The organism is Allobosea lathyri (assembly GCF_900108245.1).
In the GTDB taxonomy this organism is placed as follows: domain Bacteria; phylum Pseudomonadota; class Alphaproteobacteria; order Rhizobiales; family Beijerinckiaceae; genus Allobosea; species Allobosea lathyri.
Window position 1 is genome coordinate 692,587 of record NZ_FNUY01000001.1, and the last position, 16,997, is coordinate 709,583.

Genomic DNA, 16,997 nt, shown 5'->3' on the forward strand with positions numbered 1-16,997 from the left:
GTCGTTCCCGTTATGGCCAATAGCGTCTGCTGCGGATTAAGCGACCCTAGAGCAATTCATAATTTTTTGGCAATAAAGGGAAGGGCAATAAACGGCCCGGCGCTCAAGCTGTGCGCATGAACGTCTCCTTGCGACGGAACATCCGCCCGTCGATCAGGGCTAGGCCGGCGAAGATCGCGGCCATTCCGATGAAGTGCCGTGGCAGCAGCGCTTCGCCGAGGAGCCCCCAGCCGAGCAGGATCGCGCTGATCGGGATCAGGAAGGTGACGAGCATGACATTGGTGCCGCCGGCCCGCCGCATGATCCGGAAGAAGATCACATAGGCCAGTGCCGTCGAGAGCAGAGCGAGCCCGACAAGGGCCAGGCCGGTTTTCATCGAAGGCATCGGCAGCAGCCAGGGCGGATGAAAGATCAGGACGAGCGGGATCGTCATCATCGTGGTGGCGCTGACCTGCCCCGTCGCAGTCACGAGCGGAGGCAGCTCCCGGAAGCGGCGACCAAAGAGACCGGCAAATCCGTAGGAGAGCGCGGCGGCGAGGCAGGCCAGCTGTGGCAACAGGGCGCCGCCAAGTCCGCCGACCGCGTCCGGCCCCATCAATATCGCGACCCCGACGATGCCGGCACCGACCCCGGCGAACTTGAGGCCTGTCGCCTTCTCCCCGCCGAAGAGATGAGCCACGACGACGCCAAACAGCGGTGTCGTGGCATTCAGGATCGAGGCCAGGCCGCTTTCGATCTGCGTCTGGCCCCAGAAGATCAGGCCGAAGGGGATGAGATTGTTGATCAGCCCCATGCCGAAGAAGGCGAGCCACATCCGGCCACCGACCGCCATCGAAAGACCGGAGACCCGTACGGCGAGGTAGAGCGCTGTGGCAGCGAGCCCGACCCGCGCCAGAACCACCGCCAGCGGCGGCAGTTCAGCGACCGCGATCTTCCCGAAGAAGAATGCGCCGCCCCACAAGACCGACAGGGCGATCAGCAAAAGCCAGTCGCTCATCGTCATGGCTGGCGGCGGCACGGAGGGGTTTGACATGGCGCAGAGACCTGACGTGAGCGGGCGGGGCGCCTGCCACTAGCTGGTGGCGATACGCTCCCGCGGCAGGAGCTGCCACCCGGTTCCTGTCTCAGGCGGGCTCGGCCTCACGGGCCTGCCACATCGCCTGGAAGGCCGGGCGTTCATGGCAGGCGGCGAGCCAGGCCTTCACATGGGGCGCGGCTTCGAAGAGCTGCGTGCCCGGCTTGGCGTAGCGGATGACCTCGGCGACGTTGATATCGGCCACGGTGAAGCGGCCGCCCATGACGAAGCCGCCGCCCTGCGCCAAGGTCTTGTCGAGCACGGCGAATGGGGCCGCCAGCGCGGCAAGTGCCGCCGTCACGAGTTCCGGCTTGCGCTTCTCGGGCGGATAGGCCGCCAGATGGTACTGCAGGTTCAGTGCGTGGGTCTCGCATTCCGTCGCCGCCCACAGCGACCACATCACGGCGAGGCCTTCTTCCTGTGCATTGGCCGGGGCGAGCGGGCCGCCATGCTTGCGTGCCAGATAGAAATTGATCGCCAGAGACTCGTGCAGATGGAAGCCGTCATCCGAAATGGCAGGGATGCGGCCATTGGGGTTCACCTCGAGGAAATCGGGAGATCCCGTATGCAGCGGCGCGTCGGGAGCGTTGGGATCGGGCAGGCGGTAGATCTGGACGACGGGGACATGTTTGAACGGCAGTCCGAGCTCGTTGGCGAGCCAGATGGTGCGCGTGGCGCGCGAGCGGTAGCAGCCATAGATGGTGAGCGACACGGGGCAGGTCTTTCGGCTTTGAGCCAGGTCTTTCGGCTGTGAACGACGTCGCGACACAGAATCCTCTGCCGCGCCGACGCACCCTAGGGGCCAGTCCGCCGGTCGCCAACCGGGGCAGCCTGCACGCCCGGAAAAAAAGTCGCGCGTCGCCCGGATGAGCCGGCAGGCCGGGCTGCCTCACGCGGTATCGCCATCCACGACGACGCGGTTCCTGCCGGCATCCTTGGCCAGATAGAGCGCGCGATCCGCCGCTGCGACCAGCCTCGGCCAGGCATCGGCCTCGTTCTCGATCAGGGCCGCGCCGAAGCTGGCGGTGACCTCCAGCGTCTGCCCGGTGTCGAGTTCGAACCGCGGCGATTGCAGGGTCCGCCGCAGCCGCTCGGCGATCTCCAGCGGCGGTTCGATGTCCTGTCCGAGCAGGAGGATGGCGAATTCTTCGCCGCCGAAGCGGGCGATCACATCGTCCTGCCGCAATGCGGCGCGCAATCGCGTCGCGGCCTGCTTCAGCACATCGTCTCCGGCGGCGTGGCCGAAGCTGTCGTTGATCGCCTTGAACCGGTCGATGTCGAGCAGGATGAGCCCGATTCGCGCAGGGCCGCTTCCCCGCTCGGTGAGGCGCGCAGCCAGCCTTTCCAGCGCTCCGCGATTCAGCACGCCCGTCAGCCCGTCAGTATCCGCCTGCCGCTTGAGCTGGGCTGCGAAGGTGGCGCGTTCCCGGTCCAGCGCGTTCCGGTCGATCAGCCTGCGGCGCAGGGTATCGAGCGCCTGGAACAGGCCGAGCATCTCGCCCTTCATCCCAAGGCTCGTGATCGGCTCGTCGACCTTGCCGTCGGCGAGCGCGACGATGCGGTCGCGCGCGGCGAGCAAGGGACGGAACAACAGCCTCTGGCTGGCGACGAGAAGGAGGAATTCGAGGACAAGCACGAGCGCGGTCGCGACCGTGACGGCGGTCAGCCATCCCCGTGCGGCTGCATCCTGAGCCCGCAACCGTGTGATCGTCACATCCAGGAAAACGTCGCGAAGCTGCTCCAGTGGTCCGAAATGCGGCACGATCGCATTGGTGAACTCGGCCGTGCTGAGCCCGAACCGGCCTGTATTGCCGGCGGCCAGCGTCCGTTCGAGAAGGGACATTCCATCGCCGAAGAAGCGCGCGACGACGGCTTTGTGGGCCGCAGCCAGACGTTCGTCGCTGCTCGTGCCGGTCTGCTGCCGGGCAAGCTGCCAGAGTGCAATGACTCTTCCCCGCGTTTGCTCGAACGCCGCACGACGCTCGGTGCTGATCGGCTCGCCATGCGCGATCGGGATGACGAGATGGGAGCCCAGCCGCCCGGCATGTTCGCGCAGTTCACTCAGCATGCGTGCGACCAGGGCTCGACCGATCAATTCGGGGGCATCGGCGATCAGTTCGGTCATCGCTTTGTCGATGAGCGGCTGGGTGGCGTCGAAGACGCCGAACATGGTCTCGACCACACGCTCGATATCGGCATTGCTGCGGGCAGCGAACGGCAGTCTGGCCAGCGCATCCACTTTCTGCCGCGCCAGCGCCAGCGAACGCTGCAAATCGTGCACGGCTTCCGCGAGCGGCTCGATCGACGCTGTTCGCGCCAATGCCAAATCGGTGGTGGCCCGAAACTGGCTCAACCGTTGGCGAGAGGGGCTTTCGGCGAGTGGCTCTTCGCCCAGGACGCTATTGGTCGGTCCGCGTTCGGCGGTAATACTATTTGCCGCGTTAATGACGTGACGGAAGGCCATCAGTTTCGCAAGGCTGTTGCGGTTGTCGTCCAGTTCTCGGTAGTAACCCGCGATGAGGGTGAGGCCGAGCGAGAGGGAACAAGCCAATATGATAACAATGGCCACCAGAAATCGGCGGTTCAAAGTAATATGACTCGGAATAATATATCGGTTTTTATAGATTTATTGTCAAAAATCATCTGAAGGTGAAATCCATCCAGACGGAGCGTTCAGAAAACTCTGTGGTCGGAGGTTTCCGGCGCGGCGTGGCAAATCTAGATCTGTCGATCTGTATTGCTATTGGCAGATTGGGTTCCCGCCTGCAACCAATACGTGTTGAAAAAACCGGATCGGTCGTTGCGTCATTGCCGAACCGAGCCGAGCCGAGCTGAACCGCATTGCGGCAACCGATTGGTCGGCATGGAGCACGGGCATTTTCGGCGCTAAGGAAAGCTCGCCGCGCTCGCGTTTGTGCAATGCAAATTTTATTTGACGGCAACCGCGACTGGGCGCATTGCGCTGTCGCACCGCCAGCGGTCACGCAAGCGGTCTCACAGGAAACCCGAACCCAAATGCCAACCGACAGTCCAAGCCGACAGTCGAAGCCGTCCGCCGCCGCTCCGCGCGCCTGACCGGGTTTTCCGGCTCGCCTGCGATCGGCCCGTGACGGCCGATCGAAAAGGATAAGAGCCATGAATGATGTGACCGCACCACCGGCGCGGGATCTCCTCGCCACGACCCTGGCCTGCACCTTGGCGCAGGACCATGTCGCCGACATCGTCGAGACGCTGAACGACCAGGATACGGGGACAGTCGCCAATGTCCTCCTCGACCTGCCGTTCGAGCGCGCCGTCGAGGTCCTCGATCAACCGGAGCTGGTGGAGGCGGCCGAAGCGCTGTCGCTGCTTCCCGATCAACGCGCGGCGGCGTTCCTGTCGGCCATGTCGGCCGACCGCGTCGCCGACGTGTTCCAGGATATGCGGGAGCCCGTCCGCGAACGCCTGATCGCCCAGGTCGACCACGAGACGAGGTCCGCCCTGACCCGGCTGCTGGCCTATCCCGAGCACAGCGCGGGCTCGATCATGACCACCGAATTCGTCAGCGTCCCCAACAGCTGGACGGTCGCGCAGACGCTCGACCATATCCGCCATGTCGAGCGCTCGCGCGAGACGGTCTATGCGATCTATGTGCTCTCGCCGGTCACGAAGGCGCTGGAAACCGCCGTGCCGCTGCGCCGGCTGATCAGCGGCGATCCCGAGGCGCCGGTCGCCTCGGTCGTGGCCGCGCGCAAGCCCATCCGCGTGACGCCCGACGTCGATCGCGAGGACGTCGCCCGCCTCATCTCGAAATACAACCTGCTTGCCGTGCCGGTCGTCGACGCCAGCGAACGCGTCATCGGCATCGTCACCGTCGACGATGTCATCGACGCGATGATCGCCGAGACGACGGAAGACGTGCAGAAGCTCGGCGGCATGGAAGCGCTGGACGAGCCCTATAACGAGATCAGCTTCATCCGGATGATCCGCAAGCGGGCGGGCTGGCTGAGCATCCTGCTCGTCGGCGAGATGCTGACCGCGTCGGCGATGCAGTACTTCCAGGACGAGCTCGAGAAGGCGATCGTGCTGACCCTGTTCATCCCGCTGATCATGAGCTCTGGCGGCAATTCCGGCTCGCAGGCGACGTCGCTGATCATCCGGGCGCTGGCGCTGCGCGAGATCAGCCTGAAGGATTGGTGGCGGGTCGCCTTGCGGGAGCTGCCGACAGGGCTGACGCTGGGCGCAATTCTCGGCGCGATCGGCATCATGCGCATCGTGACATGGCAGAAGCTCGGCATCTTCGATTATGGCGAGCACTGGGTCCTGATCGCCGCGACGGTCGGGGCCGCGCTCCTGGGCATCGTCACCTTCGGATCGCTGGTCGGCTCGATGCTGCCCTTCATCCTGAAGCGCCTCGGTTTCGATCCCGCGAGCGCATCGGCGCCCTTTGTCGCGACGCTGGTCGATGTCACCGGCCTCGTGATCTATTTCGGCGTCGCGGCTTTCATCCTCAGAGGCACGCTGCTTTAGAGACGTCCCGTAACGCTCGGAGCCACCGTCATCCCGGACGCAGCGAAGCGGAGATCCGGAATCCATCGCAGAGCGCAGTTCCCTACGATGGATCCCGGATCTGCGCGGCTTTGCCGCTTGTCCGGGATGACGGGCTGGTTCGGGGCATGAACCTTCCCTTTGGATAGTGATGCCGGCTCGAAAAGCTGATCTCAGGTCGGATGCACGCCCTGGCCCGCCACCGTCACGGTATCGCCGTGGTGGCGAAGCTCGTCGATCTGCTTCTTGTGATCCCGGAACTCCAACAGCGCCGCGCCCGTGAGGGTGCGGCCGCTGGGCAGCTTCACCTTCATCGGATCGACGAAATGGCCGTTGGTGGTGACCTCGTAGTGCACATGCGGGCCGGTCGAGAGTCCGGTCGTGCCGACAAAGCCGAGGATGTCGCCCATATGCACGTGAGCGCCGGGTTTGATCTGGCGGTTGATGCTGGCCATGTGATTATAGGCGCTGGCATAGCCATTGGCGTGTTCGAGCTCGACCCTGTTGCCATAACCCGAGTGAAGGCCTGCGGCCACGACCGTGCCGTCTCCTGCAGCCATGATCGGCGTGCCGCGAGGCGAGGCCCAGTCAACCCCGTTGTGCAGCCGGGAATAATGCAGGATCGGGTGGCGGCGCATGCCGAAAGGCGAGCTGATCCGCCCGTCCTGCACAGGCTTGCGCATCAGAAGCTTTCTGAGCGAGACGCCGTCATCGTCGAGATAGTCGCACTCCCCCGTTTCGGGCGCGACATAGCGATAGACCTGCTGTGTCTCGCCGCCGGTCGATAGCGCTGCATAGAGCAGCTCGCGATGGCCGGTCGGCGCGGCCTCGTCGTCGGTGAAGACCATCTCCAGCCGGTCGCCGGTGTTCACATGCTGCTTCAGATCCAGGCCGGCTGCGAAGATGTGGATGAAATCGTCGATGACATCGGTCGGGACGGCGCTCTTCAGCGCGCTGGCATAGGCGCTTTGATAGAGCGTGGCGCGGTTGCCGTCGTCGCTGCCATCGTCCTCGTCGTCACCATCGGTATTCGCGCCGTCATGGCCGCGCCCGGCCTGGGTGACCGTGACGAAGCGCCCGTGATCGTCGGCGGCGACGGTCTGCTGCGGGCCAGTCTCGTCGAACAGGGTGACGCGCTGGATCGCGCGTCCCCCTGTGTCGGGGCCGATTAGCAGCCGCACATGCTGTCCCTCGGGCACCTCCTTCGCTCGCCGGCCGAAAGGAGCGAGGATGGCTGCGATGCGCGCGTCGGTCGCCCCATTCGCCTTGAGGGCGGTCGCGAGCGTCTCGCCATGGCCGACCACGATGTCGAGATCCTCGAAGCGCTCGCGCTCGTCGCTCGCCGGCGGGATGTCCGTGACGTTTTCCGGGACAATCCGGACCTCGATCGCGCTGAATGGGGCCGCTTCACCCGACTCTGCGCCAGTATTGCCGGGATCGCCGACCATGCGCAGCGTACGCGAGAGGATGCGCTGATTCGAATAGTCGGGCGGCAGTTGCGGTGCGTCGGCCGAAAGCCGGGCCACCTCCGCCACCTGCTCCTCGATCGCGGCATCGGACAGTCCTGCTGCGTCGGCTGCGATCGTCAGCCCGGCGAGCTCCCGCCGCGTGACGGAAACATCCGCATCGGCAGGGTCGATCGGCTCCTGCGCTGCAGCCTCGCGCCCCGGCCCGGCCATGAGCCGCGCGGCATCGAAGCTCGGAATATCGGGATTGGAGACGGGCAGGGGGGATAGATCGGCCGAGACATGAACAAGCGCATGCACTTTGGTGATTTCGCGCTCGCCGGCTGTTTCGGTGAGGGGCGCGCGGAAATGCCGGGTCGTGCCGATGGAGAAGCCATGCTGGACGAGGAGGTCCGCCTTGCGGGCGGGCTGGCCGGCTGCTGGCTCGCTGCGCTGCGCCTGCACCACCTTGTCGGGGCGTTGCGCTGCCGCCTGGTCGCCCTCGGATACGTAAAGCGACGATCCCAGAAGGCCGGCGCCGACCACGCCGATCAAGGCGCTGGCGGCGAGCCAACGCCAGTTGACCAGGTGACGATCGAGAAAACGAGCCTTCGAATAAGGATCGAACGGATCGGCTAAGGGGTCGGCGCTGTCGTAGGGGAGGTTCAACTTCGCTCCGTCGATCCCGGAAAGATCGCCGCGCCATTGACGGCAGATACCGGCGTCGCCCTGTCTATGCGACGCCCGAGGCGGCGAAACTATGACCGCCTGATCATCGGACTGGATAGCGTATCCGACCTGATGATCTATCTCTTTGTTTTTGCCTCGGCTTTTCCCGAAAATAGCACCCCACTTTTCGGGTCGATGCTCTAAGCCTTTGTCCCCTGTACAAGGCCCGCCGTGCGGACGTGTCAGCCGGCGAGCACGCGCTGCGGCGGGAAGGTGATTTCGACCAGCGTGCCCTCTTTCTTGACGCTGGTGATCGACATCGCGGCACGGTTGGCCTCGACCAGCGCCTTTGTCAGCGGCAGGCCCAGCCCGGTGCCGCCGGCCCGGCGAGTCGTCGGCACCTGCCGGAAGGGCTCGAGCGCTAGCGCGATCTCGCTATCGTCCATGCCGATGCCGGTATCGCGCACCCGCAGAATCGCCTCGCCCTGGTCGCCGAGCGCGGTGGAGACGATGACCTGGCCACCCGCATCGGTGAACTTCACGGCATTGGAGAGCAGGTTGATCACGATCTGGCGGATCGAACGCTGGTCGGCGACGACGGGCGGCAGCTTCGGCGCAAGCCCTGAGCGCAGCACGACACGTCCGCGCTGGGCTTCCGGCTGCAGCAGCGCGACCGTCGACAGCGCGATCTCGTTCAGGTTGACGCTGACGAAATCGAGATCGAGCTTGCCGGCCTCGATCTTGGCGAGGTCGAGCAGGTCGTTGACGAGGCTGATGACGTAGCCGCCCGACTGGTGGATGTCGCGCAGATATTCCTTGTAGCGCTCGTTCGCGATCGGCCCGAAGCGCTCCTCCGCCATCACCTCGGCAAAGCCGATGATGGCGTTGAGCGGGGTGCGAATCTCGTGGCTGATCTTGGCGAGCACGTCGGATTTCTGAGCGCTCGCCTTCTCGGCCGCCTTGCGCGCATCGACCAGTTCGCCTTCGGTCTTCTTCCAGGCGGTGATGTCGCGCAGCACGGCGCAGAAACGCCGCTCCGGACCCTCGGCGATCTGGCCCATGGTCATGAACAGGGGGATCTTGCCGCCCTGGCGCACGCGGCCGACGACCTCGCGCCCGTCATTCATCACCGAGGCGACGCCGCCGCCTTTCAACCCTTCGAGATAGTCCAGCCCGGGCGCATGGCTCTCGGCTGCGAAAAGCAGCGTGAACAATTCGCCGGTGACCTCGCGCTGGTCGTAGCCGAACAGTGCCTCGGCGGTCTTGTTGAGCGAGAGGATGCGGCCGCGCTCGTCGACAGTGACGACGCCGTCGGTCGCGGTGTCGAGCATCGCGATCAGCTCGCCGATGCGGGCCTCCTTCGCGTCGGCATCGAGCCGCAGCGCCTCGACGCGGGCTGCGCTCTCATAGTCCTCGGCCTCGAATTCGGCCGCGAGTTCGGCTTCCTCCGCCTCCTCGGGCGTCAGGACCTTGACCTCGCCGCCGCCATCGGGATGGCGGAAGGCCATCAGCGTCGCAGGCTCGCCTTGCCACCCCACGCTGGAGAGAACCGCATCGACGCTGATGAGATGGCCGCGACGATCGATCAGGATCATGGCGCCGCCATCCGAGCGTGCGGCTTCCTTGATCAGGCGGCTGACGCCGCCGCCTGCCGTCAGATCATCGAGGTCGGCATAATCCAGCAGATCGAGCAGGGTACGATTGGCATAGAGGGCCTCGTCGCCGCGATTGACCAGCACGGCGATCGGCAATTTGTCGAGCAGATCGGCATGGGAGTTGGGCAGGCGCGGGCGCCCAAACGCGGCAGGCGCATCGGCCTTGCTCTCGGTCTCCGCGATATCGGCCTGTACCGTGGTTTCGGCAGCGGTCGAGGCCGGCTTCTCCTGAGCGGGCGCAGTCACGCCTTCCTTCAGCTGCAGCGGAGCAGCTGGCGGCAGGCGCGGGCTGACGACTTCGTCATCGCCGGCGATGCGCGCGCCGAGCGCCTTGGCGATCTCTCGGAAGGCGTTGCGCTCGGCTGAGCTCAGATTCGGCTTCGAGGGTTCCAGCACCGGCCGGATCGATGTGATCTGGCCGTTGCGGATGGGCACGATATTCGCTGCCGGCGCGGGCGCGGGCGCTTCGTCCAGCTCCTGATCAGGCTGCGCGGGCTCGACGGAAAGCGCTTGCACCTCGAACGGTGCGGCCTCGCTGGTCGTGGCGTGCTCGTCCACCGGCTCGGCCAGCGCAACGACGGCCGGAGGCATCATGGGCAAAGAGGTCTGAGACAAGACAGTCTCGTCGCTCGCCTCGGTTGCTGCGTCGTCGGCGGATTCCGCTGTGGTCTCGGCGATGTCCGGTTGGGCAGCGACATCGGCTGGCGCCACCGAAAACGGCTCGCGCTCGGTCAGTCGTGCCAGTCCGAAGCCACGGAAGCCGAGCAGTTGCCGCGCGGTGTCGAGGACCGGAGTTCCCGAGAGCTCGACGCGCGCGCCTTCAGCCGGCGTATCCGTGCGCCAGAGCACTTCATGGCCGCTCCAGGTCGCAGGCGTGGTCAGGCGGTCGGCCAGGCCGCCCGCACGGTCGATCAGCTCACGGCCGATGAGATCGGCCCAGCTGCGGCCGGGCAGGGCGGCCGCGTCATGCGCGCCGATCAGTTCGGCGATGTTGGGGGAGATGCTGGTGAAGCACCCCGAGGCGTCGCTCTGCCAGAGGAAGCGCACCGTGGCGCGGCGCGGAGCGGCGGGCGCGGTCTCTTGCGACGGCGCGGCGGCCGCGAGGTGAGGCAGGCTGGAGGCCGGTGCGGCGTCGGGTTCGGGGATGGTGATCCCCAGACGGCGCAGTTCCGAAGCCTGGATCGCGATCGCCAGCACGGGCTCACCGCCATCCTGCACCAGGAGCTTGCAGCCGCAGGTGACGGGAATCGCCGCAAATCCCGAGGTCAGCCTGAGACGCTCGAGCCTGACGCCGTCGCGCGAGGCAAGCCCGCTGGAGAGCAGGCCGAACCTCTGGCGTGTCTGTGTGGGCAGATTCGCGCCCGAGGCGTCGCCACCCAGCATTGCGCGCCCGGCTGCGTTGGCGTAGCCCGGCCGTCCGGACGCGCTGTCCCAAAGCAGCAGCGCACCGCCCGCGGCAAAGGACGCCAGCGCGGCATCCTGCGCCGCAGCCGCGCCCAATCGCGCCCAGTCCTGTCCGGCTTCGCTCATGCTTGCCCGCTCATTCGGTCCACGCCATTCCAGCCCACGCCAATATGGCTAACAGATCTTTAATAGCGCCCAAATCTTTGCAAATCCATGGAACCCGACAAGGCTCTCCCGCTTCTCTTCCAAACAGCGTTAACATGGGGGCCGGCTTGCCTCTCGGTCCAAGGCTTGCCTCTCGGTCCAAGGCTTGCCTCTAGGTCCAAGGCTTGGCCGGGTCCAAGGCTTGTCTCTGGTTCAAGGCTTGCCCCTCGGTCATTGTCATTGCAATGCAGCAATGATATTGCATTGCACAATGACCGGAACGGTTTCATTGCTCAAAAGGAGGACGACCCCATGAATGGCAAGACGCCTTACGAAGTGCCGGCCGAAATGCGTGAGTTCGCCGAGCGTAGCGTCGAACAGGCCCGCAAGGCCTTCGATGGCTTCATCGGTGCCGCGCAGAAGGCGGTCGAGACCGCCCATGGTTCGGCCGAGACCGCTCGCGTCAACACGCATGATGTCAGCCGCAAGGCCATCACCTATGCCGAGAACAATGTCGCCGCGGCGTTCGATCTTGCCCAGAAGCTGGTCAAGTCGAAGGACCTGACCGAAGTCATGCAGCATCAGGCCGATTTCCTGAAGGCGCAGATGGCCGCGCTCCAGACCCAGTTCAAGGAAATGGGCGCAGCGGCGCAGGACGTCGCGACGAAGGCTGCCGAGACGGTCAGCGAGACCGTCAGCAAGGCCACGAAGGCGAAGTGATCCGCCGCTGATGCATCGCTCTCCCCCGGGGAGGGCGATGACGAGCAAGCGGCCGGGCATATTGCCCGGCTTCCGCTGTTTTAATGTTGAAGGAGAGCTGTGATGGTCAAGCCTGCTCCGACCCGGACCATGTCCAAGGCCCCGGTCAGCCTGTCCCCGGTCAAGGCGTCGCCTGAGACTTCGTCCGCCGATGTGAAAGCGGCGCCCGCCAAATCTGATGCGCCTGCCGGATCTGCAGTGCCTGCAAAGCCGGATGTGCCCTCTGTCGCCCCCGTTGTCGCCAAGCCTCTCGGAGCAGGGGCTTCTACTGGCGAAGCGCCGAAGGCGCCGATAGTCCAGGCCCCAACCTCTCCTGCGCCTGCCGTCACGGCTGCGGCGCCTTCGGTCCAATCTGCGCCTCTGACGAAGGTCACCGCTCCGGCGCCGGTCACGCCTGCGGCCGTTGCGCCCGCGCCGGCCGCTTCCGTCCAGGCCAAGCCTGTCGAGACCAAATCTGCCATCGCCAAGCCGACCCTCGCACCTGTCGTCGCGAAACTTGCTGAAGCCAAGCCTGCTGAAGCCAAGCCTGCTGAAGCCAAGCCTGCTGAAGCAAAGCCCGCAGCGGCCAAATCAGGTACGCCTGCCAGCCCCGCCAAGGCCGGGACTTCTGCAAAAGCGAAGTCTCCAGCGACATCCAAGCCTCCGGCAAAAGCCAAGTCGCCCGCAAAAACCGCCGCGCGCGTCGCTTCGACGAAAGTTCGCCTCGAAAAGCCCGCAGTCAAATCCACGGCGGTCAAGCCAATTGCCGTGGCCGCAAAGGCTCAGACACCAGCCAAGGCGAGCGAATCGGTGGTGAAGGCTGCCGTCGCGGCGAAGGCTCCCGTCGAGGCTGCCGCCAAGGCGGTGGTCAAGTCGGTCGAGGCCGTCAAGACGGCGGCGAAGGCGGCTCCCTCGCTCACCTCGATGCCTCTGCCGCGCCCGCCCGAATTCGTCTCCGTTACCAGCGCGACCGTGATGACGCAGGCGGTTGCGATGGCCAAGGCGTTCGGCGCATTGCAGGCCAAGATGCTCGACCACGCCTGCGCCGAGCTGAAGGCGACCCTCACCGATGCCGAGAGCCTGGCTCGCACCGACAGCCCCGCCGATGCCGTGGCCTTGCAGGCCAAGGCCGTCAGGCGCAGCTATGAATCCTATGCCGATCACCTGAAAGAGCTGGCGCGGATCGCCAGCGGAGCACTCCGCAAGGAGCGGTGACAGGCCTCGCGGAGCGCGCTATTTTTTCTTTGGTGCGCTTCGCCATTTCCCCGGTTGCAATCGTGCGGCGTCGGCTCTAGGTTCCGCGCCGCAGCGGATCACGCAAGTGAGACCGATTGCAAGCGCCCGGGGTGCGGGCAGCCATAGCTCAGTTGGTTAGAGCGCTAGATTGTGGATCTAGAGGTCCCCCGTTCAAGCCGGGGTGGCTGTACCACCCGGACACCCCGCTCTTGGCATGTGCCCGCTTTTGACAGGCGTGTTGAGGCGGTTTGGGGCCAAGTGCCCGGCGGTCATGAAGTGGCCCTTGAAGCATCGTCACCCATTCGCCATATCCTAGGGCAAGCGGAAGGGTTCGCCTTTCGCCCGCGGGATGCTGCCACAAGCGGGTCCCGATTGATCGAGGAGGCGCCTTTCGGGGGCTTTCGGCAGGGTCTTGGGAATGACGCGTACGCCTAGCCTGTCTCATCCGTTTCTGCTTGGGTTCGACGATATCGAACGTGCGCTGGACCGGGTCGCCAAAGGCGCGAGCGAGGGTTATCCGCCCTATAACATCGAGCGGATGCCACGCACGGAGGACGAGCCTGATCGACTCCGGATCACGCTCGCGGTTGCGGGGTTCTCGCGCGAACAGCTCGAGATCACGCTGGAGGAGAATCAACTTACGATTCGCGGACGTCAGAGCGATGACAAGAATCGGCAGTTTCTTCATCGCGGCATTGCCGCGCGCCAGTTCCAGCGCAGCTTCCTTCTGGCCGAGGGCATGCAGGTGATGGGGGCCGATCTCTCGAACGGCCTGCTCGCAATAGACCTGGTCAGGCCGGAACCGGAACGGCTCATCAGGCGTATCGATATAGTGAGCCGGGACTGAAGCCTGCAGGACTGAACACTTGCAGAACCGAAGACTTGAAGGATGCAGCGCGGTTTTTGCATCCGTTCATGATTGTAGTCGTATCCTTATAACCGCACTCGCACTGCTCTGAAGGAGGGCGCGATGAACGAAGACAGGACGATGATCCAGACGAACCCCCTCACCCCCGCCGAATTTGCGGCTCTGGGCACAGGTCAGGTCGCCTATCTCAAGCCGATGAGCTCGGACGAGCTGCTGCGGATTTTCCCGCAGGCGCCGCAGATCGAGCCCGGCCTCCAGCTGTTTGCGCTGCTGTCGGCTGACGGCGCGCCGATTCTGGTGACCGATTCGCGCGAAGCGGCCACCGCCAATGCCTGGGAACACGATCTCAGGATGGTCAGCGTCCATTGACGCCCGTTCAGGGCGCGGTCGCCATTCCAGCGACCGCTGCCTGCAGGCGGGCGATGTCGGCCGTTGTCGAGAGGCGGTGATCGCCATCCTTGACCAGCGTGAGCACGGCCGGGTCGCTGCTTAGATGTTCCATCAGCTTGATGGCGTGCCGCCACGGCACATCCGGGTCACGCATGCCCTGGAGGATGTGAACCGGGCAGCCGGTCGCGATTTCACCCCCGAAAAGCAGGTGCCTGCGCCCGTCCTCGATCAGCGCCCGCGTGATCGGCGTGGGCTCGGGCGAGTATTCGGAGGGGCGCTGCCAGACGCCGTCGCGCAGGATCGTCTCGCGGATCGCATCGGGCATCTGCGCCCACATCAGCTCCTCGGAAAAGTCGACGGCCGGTGCGATCAGCACCAGCCCGGCGGGGGCGAGGCGGGTGCCGAGCAGATTTCGCGCCGCCAGCAGCGCGATCCAGCCGCCCATCGAGGAGCCGACGAGGATAGGCCTTGCCCGGCAGTGAGCTCCAATGACGGCCAGCGCATCTTCGAGCCAGTGCGACAGCGTCCAGCGTGCAAAATCGCCGCCGCTCTCGCCATGGCCGGCATAATCGAAGCGCAGAAAGGTGCGGCCGGCGTCCGCAGCCCAGTCCGACAGAGCCTCGGCCTTGGTCGCGCGCATGTCGGAGCGGAAGCCGCCGAGCCAGACCACCGGCGCGCCTTCGCCGTCCTGCGCGAGCAAGGCGATGCGACGCTGATCGGTGCCTTCGCCAACCTCCAGCCATTGCGGGGCTTGTGGCTCCACCTGAAATCTCCTGTGACGAATCTGCGTTGCGGGGCGAATATAGGCTGCGAGGCCGGAGTGCACGTGGTCTTACTGAAGCGCAGCTGAAAAGATCCAGACCGGCTTTTCGCCTGAATCGGGCTTTAGGCCAGACCGAACGAGTTTTTTGAAACGTGAGCATGTCTTTCCAGCCAGGGGCGCATCTTTCGCTGCCATCGACCGAAACCCATCCGCTCAGCGGGCGGACGATCCTGCAGATCATTCCCGAGCTTGAGGCCGGTGGGGCCGAGCGCACGGCTGTCGACATCGCCAAGGGGCTGACCGATGTCGGCGCTCGTGCGCTGGTCGCGACCGAAGGTGGGCGTCTCGTTGCCGAGCTGCAGGCCAAGGGCGGGGTCTGGCTGCCCTTTCCGGCGGCCTCGAAGAATCCCTTCGCCATGGCGCTCAATGTCCGCAGGCTGGTGCTGCTTTGCCGGCACGAGGGGGTCGAGCTGATTCATGCGCGCTCGCGAGCGCCGGCCTGGGTCGGCCTTGCGGCAGCGAAGGTTCTGAAGCTGCCCTTCGTCACCACCTATCACGGCTCCTATGCGAGCCGCTCCGGCGTCAAGACGCTCTATAATTCGGTGATGGCACGTGGCGATGTCGTGATCGCCAATTCCGCCTACACCGCCGAGTTGATCCTGGCGAAGCATGGTTTCGCCCATGAGCGCATTCGCGTCGTCAATCGCGGCACCAATTTTTCCGCCTTCGCGCCGGCCGTGGTCGGCGCCGACCGGGTGCAGGCATTGCGCAAGGCCTGGGGCATCGAACCCCATCAGCGCATCGTGCTGCTGCCGGGCCGGCTGACCGGGTGGAAAGGCCAGCGCGTCCTGATCGAGGCCGCCCGCATCATGCGCGATGGCGGCGATACCGATACCGCCTTCATCCTGGCCGGAGATGCGCAGGGCCGGGACGGCTATGTCCGTGATCTCGACCAGCTGATCGCCAAGGCGGGGCTGGAAGCCCGCGTCAAGCGCGTCGGTCATTGCACCGACATGCCCGCCGCCATGCTCGCCGCTTCGGTCGTCACCGTCCCTTCGACCGAGCCGGAAGCTTTCGGCCGGGTCGCGGTCGAGGCTCAGGCCATGGGTGCGCCCGTGGTGGTGTCCGATTTGGGAGCGGTGCCCGAGACCGTGCTGGCTCCGCCGCAGACGAGCGCCAACGAGCGCACCGGCTGGCGCATTCCGCCCGACGATGCAGCCGCGCTCGCAGCCGGCCTTGCCGAGGCCTTGGCCCTGAGACCGTCGGCGCGCGACGCTCTCGCCCGCCGCGCCCGCCAGCATGTCGAGCGGCATTTCTCGCTGGAATCGATGGTGAGCGAGACGCTGGACGTTTATTGCGCCCTACTGGGTCGTTAACTCCGCCTGAATCTGATAGAGGCTGACCGCTCCTGCCCACCGGTCGTTTCAGCCTCGTCCATTGACAACGCCCAACTTTGTGCAATGTGTCTGCCTACGGGCGCCTACAACGCCAATCACAGGAGAATACCCCCATTCGTCGTCCTTTCCGCGCTGCCCCAACCCCGACCAAAGACGGCCCGCGTTCCAACCGCGATATTCGCGGCGTCCGCGATGTTCAGCTCATCGACGATACCGGCGCCAACCGTGGCGTGGTCTCGTTCTTCGAGGCTTTGAAGATTGCTGAGGATGCTGGTCTCGACCTCGTCGAGATCTCCCCCAATTCTGAACCGCCGGTCTGCAAGATCCTCGACTACGGTCGCTTCCGCTTTCTGGAGCAGAAGAAGGCTGCCGAGGCGCGCAAGAAGCAGCGCACCATCGAGATCAAGGAAATCAAGCTCCGACCGGGCATCGACAAGCACGACTACGAGGTCAAGATGAAGGCCATGCATGGCTTCTTCGAGGAAGGCGACAAGGTGAAGGTCACCCTGCGCTTCCGCGGCCGTGAAATGGCTCACCAGGATCTCGGCGTGAAGGTGCTCGAGCGCGTCAAGGCCGATCTCGTCGACGTCGCCAAGGTCGAGAGCGACTGGCAGCTCGAGGGCCGCCAGATGGTGATGGTCCTCGCGCCCAAATAAAGGTCGCGTCGGGCGGTTGCCCGGCGCACT

14 protein-coding genes and 1 tRNA gene are annotated in these 16,997 nt (G+C 65.2%); 9 read left to right on the forward strand and 6 right to left on the reverse strand.

Annotated elements, in window-relative coordinates:
* Positions 1-103: 103 nt before the first annotated feature.
* The 3 genes from C4S73_RS03150 to C4S73_RS03160 all read right to left on the reverse strand — a co-directional run bounded on the left by C4S73_RS03150 (position 104) and on the right by C4S73_RS03160 (position 3,143).
* Positions 104-1,033: a DMT family transporter gene (locus C4S73_RS03150; protein ID WP_244595410.1), complete on the reverse strand. Its 930-nt coding sequence runs from the start codon at positions 1,031-1,033 to the stop codon at positions 104-106.
* 91 nt (positions 1,034-1,124) lie between these two features.
* The gene (locus C4S73_RS03155) at positions 1,125-1,787 is read right to left on the reverse strand and encodes a glutathione S-transferase family protein (protein ID WP_103870978.1); all 663 of its coding nucleotides are present in this window, start codon (positions 1,785-1,787) and stop codon (positions 1,125-1,127) included.
* Between the two features lie 177 nt (positions 1,788-1,964).
* The gene (locus tag C4S73_RS03160) at positions 1,965-3,143 is read right to left on the reverse strand and encodes a GGDEF domain-containing protein (RefSeq protein WP_160115656.1); all 1,179 of its coding nucleotides are present in this window, start codon (positions 3,141-3,143) and stop codon (positions 1,965-1,967) included.
* Here C4S73_RS03160 and C4S73_RS28120 point away from each other — a divergent pair.
* Entirely contained in the window at positions 3,120-3,722 is a 603-nt protein-coding gene (locus tag C4S73_RS28120) for a hypothetical protein (RefSeq protein ID WP_160115657.1), read from the forward strand. The genes C4S73_RS03160 and C4S73_RS28120 overlap by 24 nt on opposite strands.
* Before the next feature lie 488 nt (positions 3,723-4,210).
* A complete protein-coding gene (gene mgtE / locus C4S73_RS03165) occupies positions 4,211-5,584 on the forward strand; it encodes a magnesium transporter (protein ID WP_103870980.1) in 1,374 nt (457 codons plus the stop codon).
* 191 nt (positions 5,585-5,775) lie between these two features.
* Here the strand turns inward: mgtE and C4S73_RS03170 are convergent, their stop codons facing one another.
* Both C4S73_RS03170 and C4S73_RS03175 read right to left on the reverse strand, forming a co-directional pair.
* Entirely contained in the window at positions 5,776-7,716 is a 1,941-nt protein-coding gene (locus C4S73_RS03170) for a M23 family metallopeptidase (RefSeq protein WP_103870981.1), read from the reverse strand.
* Between the two features lie 242 nt (positions 7,717-7,958).
* Entirely contained in the window at positions 7,959-10,901 is a 2,943-nt protein-coding gene (locus C4S73_RS03175) for a PAS domain-containing sensor histidine kinase (RefSeq protein ID WP_146071261.1), read from the reverse strand.
* A gap of 330 nt (positions 10,902-11,231) precedes the next feature.
* Between C4S73_RS03175 and C4S73_RS03180 the strand changes: the two genes are divergently transcribed.
* The 5 genes from C4S73_RS03180 to C4S73_RS03200 all read left to right on the forward strand — a co-directional run bounded on the left by C4S73_RS03180 (position 11,232) and on the right by C4S73_RS03200 (position 14,130).
* Entirely contained in the window at positions 11,232-11,639 is a 408-nt protein-coding gene (locus tag C4S73_RS03180) for a phasin (protein WP_244595411.1), read from the forward strand.
* A gap of 786 nt (positions 11,640-12,425) precedes the next feature.
* Entirely contained in the window at positions 12,426-12,872 is a 447-nt protein-coding gene (locus tag C4S73_RS27835) for a phasin family protein (protein ID WP_146071262.1), read from the forward strand.
* A gap of 137 nt (positions 12,873-13,009) precedes the next feature.
* Positions 13,010-13,086, forward strand: a tRNA-His gene (locus C4S73_RS03190).
* Between the two features lie 225 nt (positions 13,087-13,311).
* Positions 13,312-13,740: an Hsp20 family protein gene (locus C4S73_RS03195; protein ID WP_103870983.1), complete on the forward strand. Its 429-nt coding sequence runs from the start codon at positions 13,312-13,314 to the stop codon at positions 13,738-13,740.
* 123 nt (positions 13,741-13,863) lie between these two features.
* The gene (locus C4S73_RS03200; RefSeq protein WP_103870984.1) at positions 13,864-14,130 is read left to right on the forward strand and encodes a BQ00720 family protein; all 267 of its coding nucleotides are present in this window, start codon (positions 13,864-13,866) and stop codon (positions 14,128-14,130) included.
* Positions 14,131-14,137: 7 nt separating this feature from the next.
* On the opposite strand, the gene C4S73_RS03205 is transcribed toward C4S73_RS03200, so the two are convergent.
* A complete protein-coding gene (locus tag C4S73_RS03205) occupies positions 14,138-14,914 on the reverse strand; it encodes an alpha/beta hydrolase (RefSeq protein WP_146071263.1) in 777 nt (258 codons plus the stop codon).
* 158 nt (positions 14,915-15,072) lie between these two features.
* Here C4S73_RS03205 and C4S73_RS03210 point away from each other — a divergent pair, with 158 nt between their 5' ends.
* Positions 15,073-16,290, forward strand: coding sequence for a glycosyltransferase family 4 protein (locus tag C4S73_RS03210; protein ID WP_103870985.1), 1,218 nt, complete (start codon positions 15,073-15,075; stop codon positions 16,288-16,290).
* Positions 16,291-16,424: 134 nt separating this feature from the next.
* On the forward strand, positions 16,425-16,967 hold the full coding sequence (gene infC, locus C4S73_RS03215; RefSeq protein ID WP_103871272.1) for a translation initiation factor IF-3: 543 nt from the start codon (positions 16,425-16,427) through the stop codon (positions 16,965-16,967).
* Positions 16,968-16,997: the final 30 nt, after the last annotated feature.

What these genes read in the sequence shown, in the direction of transcription:
- C4S73_RS03150 (WP_244595410.1), bottom strand. Translation starts at nt 1,033, where the DNA reads ATGTCAAACCCCTCCGTGCCGCCGCCAGCCATGACGATGAGCGACTGG.
- C4S73_RS28120 (WP_160115657.1), top strand. Translation starts at nt 3,120, where the DNA reads ATGTTCGCGCAGTTCACTCAGCATGCGTGCGACCAGGGCTCGACCGAT.
- C4S73_RS03160 (WP_160115656.1), bottom strand. Translation starts at nt 3,143, where the DNA reads ATGCTGAGTGAACTGCGCGAACATGCCGGGCGGCTGGGCTCCCATCTC.
- mgtE (WP_103870980.1), top strand. Translation starts at nt 4,211, where the DNA reads ATGAATGATGTGACCGCACCACCGGCGCGGGATCTCCTCGCCACGACC.
- C4S73_RS03175 (WP_146071261.1), bottom strand. Translation starts at nt 10,901, where the DNA reads ATGAGCGAAGCCGGACAGGACTGGGCGCGATTGGGCGCGGCTGCGGCG.
- C4S73_RS03180 (WP_244595411.1), top strand. Translation starts at nt 11,232, where the DNA reads ATGAATGGCAAGACGCCTTACGAAGTGCCGGCCGAAATGCGTGAGTTC.
- C4S73_RS03195 (WP_103870983.1), top strand. Translation starts at nt 13,312, where the DNA reads ATGACGCGTACGCCTAGCCTGTCTCATCCGTTTCTGCTTGGGTTCGAC.
- C4S73_RS03200 (WP_103870984.1), top strand. Translation starts at nt 13,864, where the DNA reads ATGAACGAAGACAGGACGATGATCCAGACGAACCCCCTCACCCCCGCC.
- C4S73_RS03210 (WP_103870985.1), top strand. Translation starts at nt 15,073, where the DNA reads ATGTCTTTCCAGCCAGGGGCGCATCTTTCGCTGCCATCGACCGAAACC.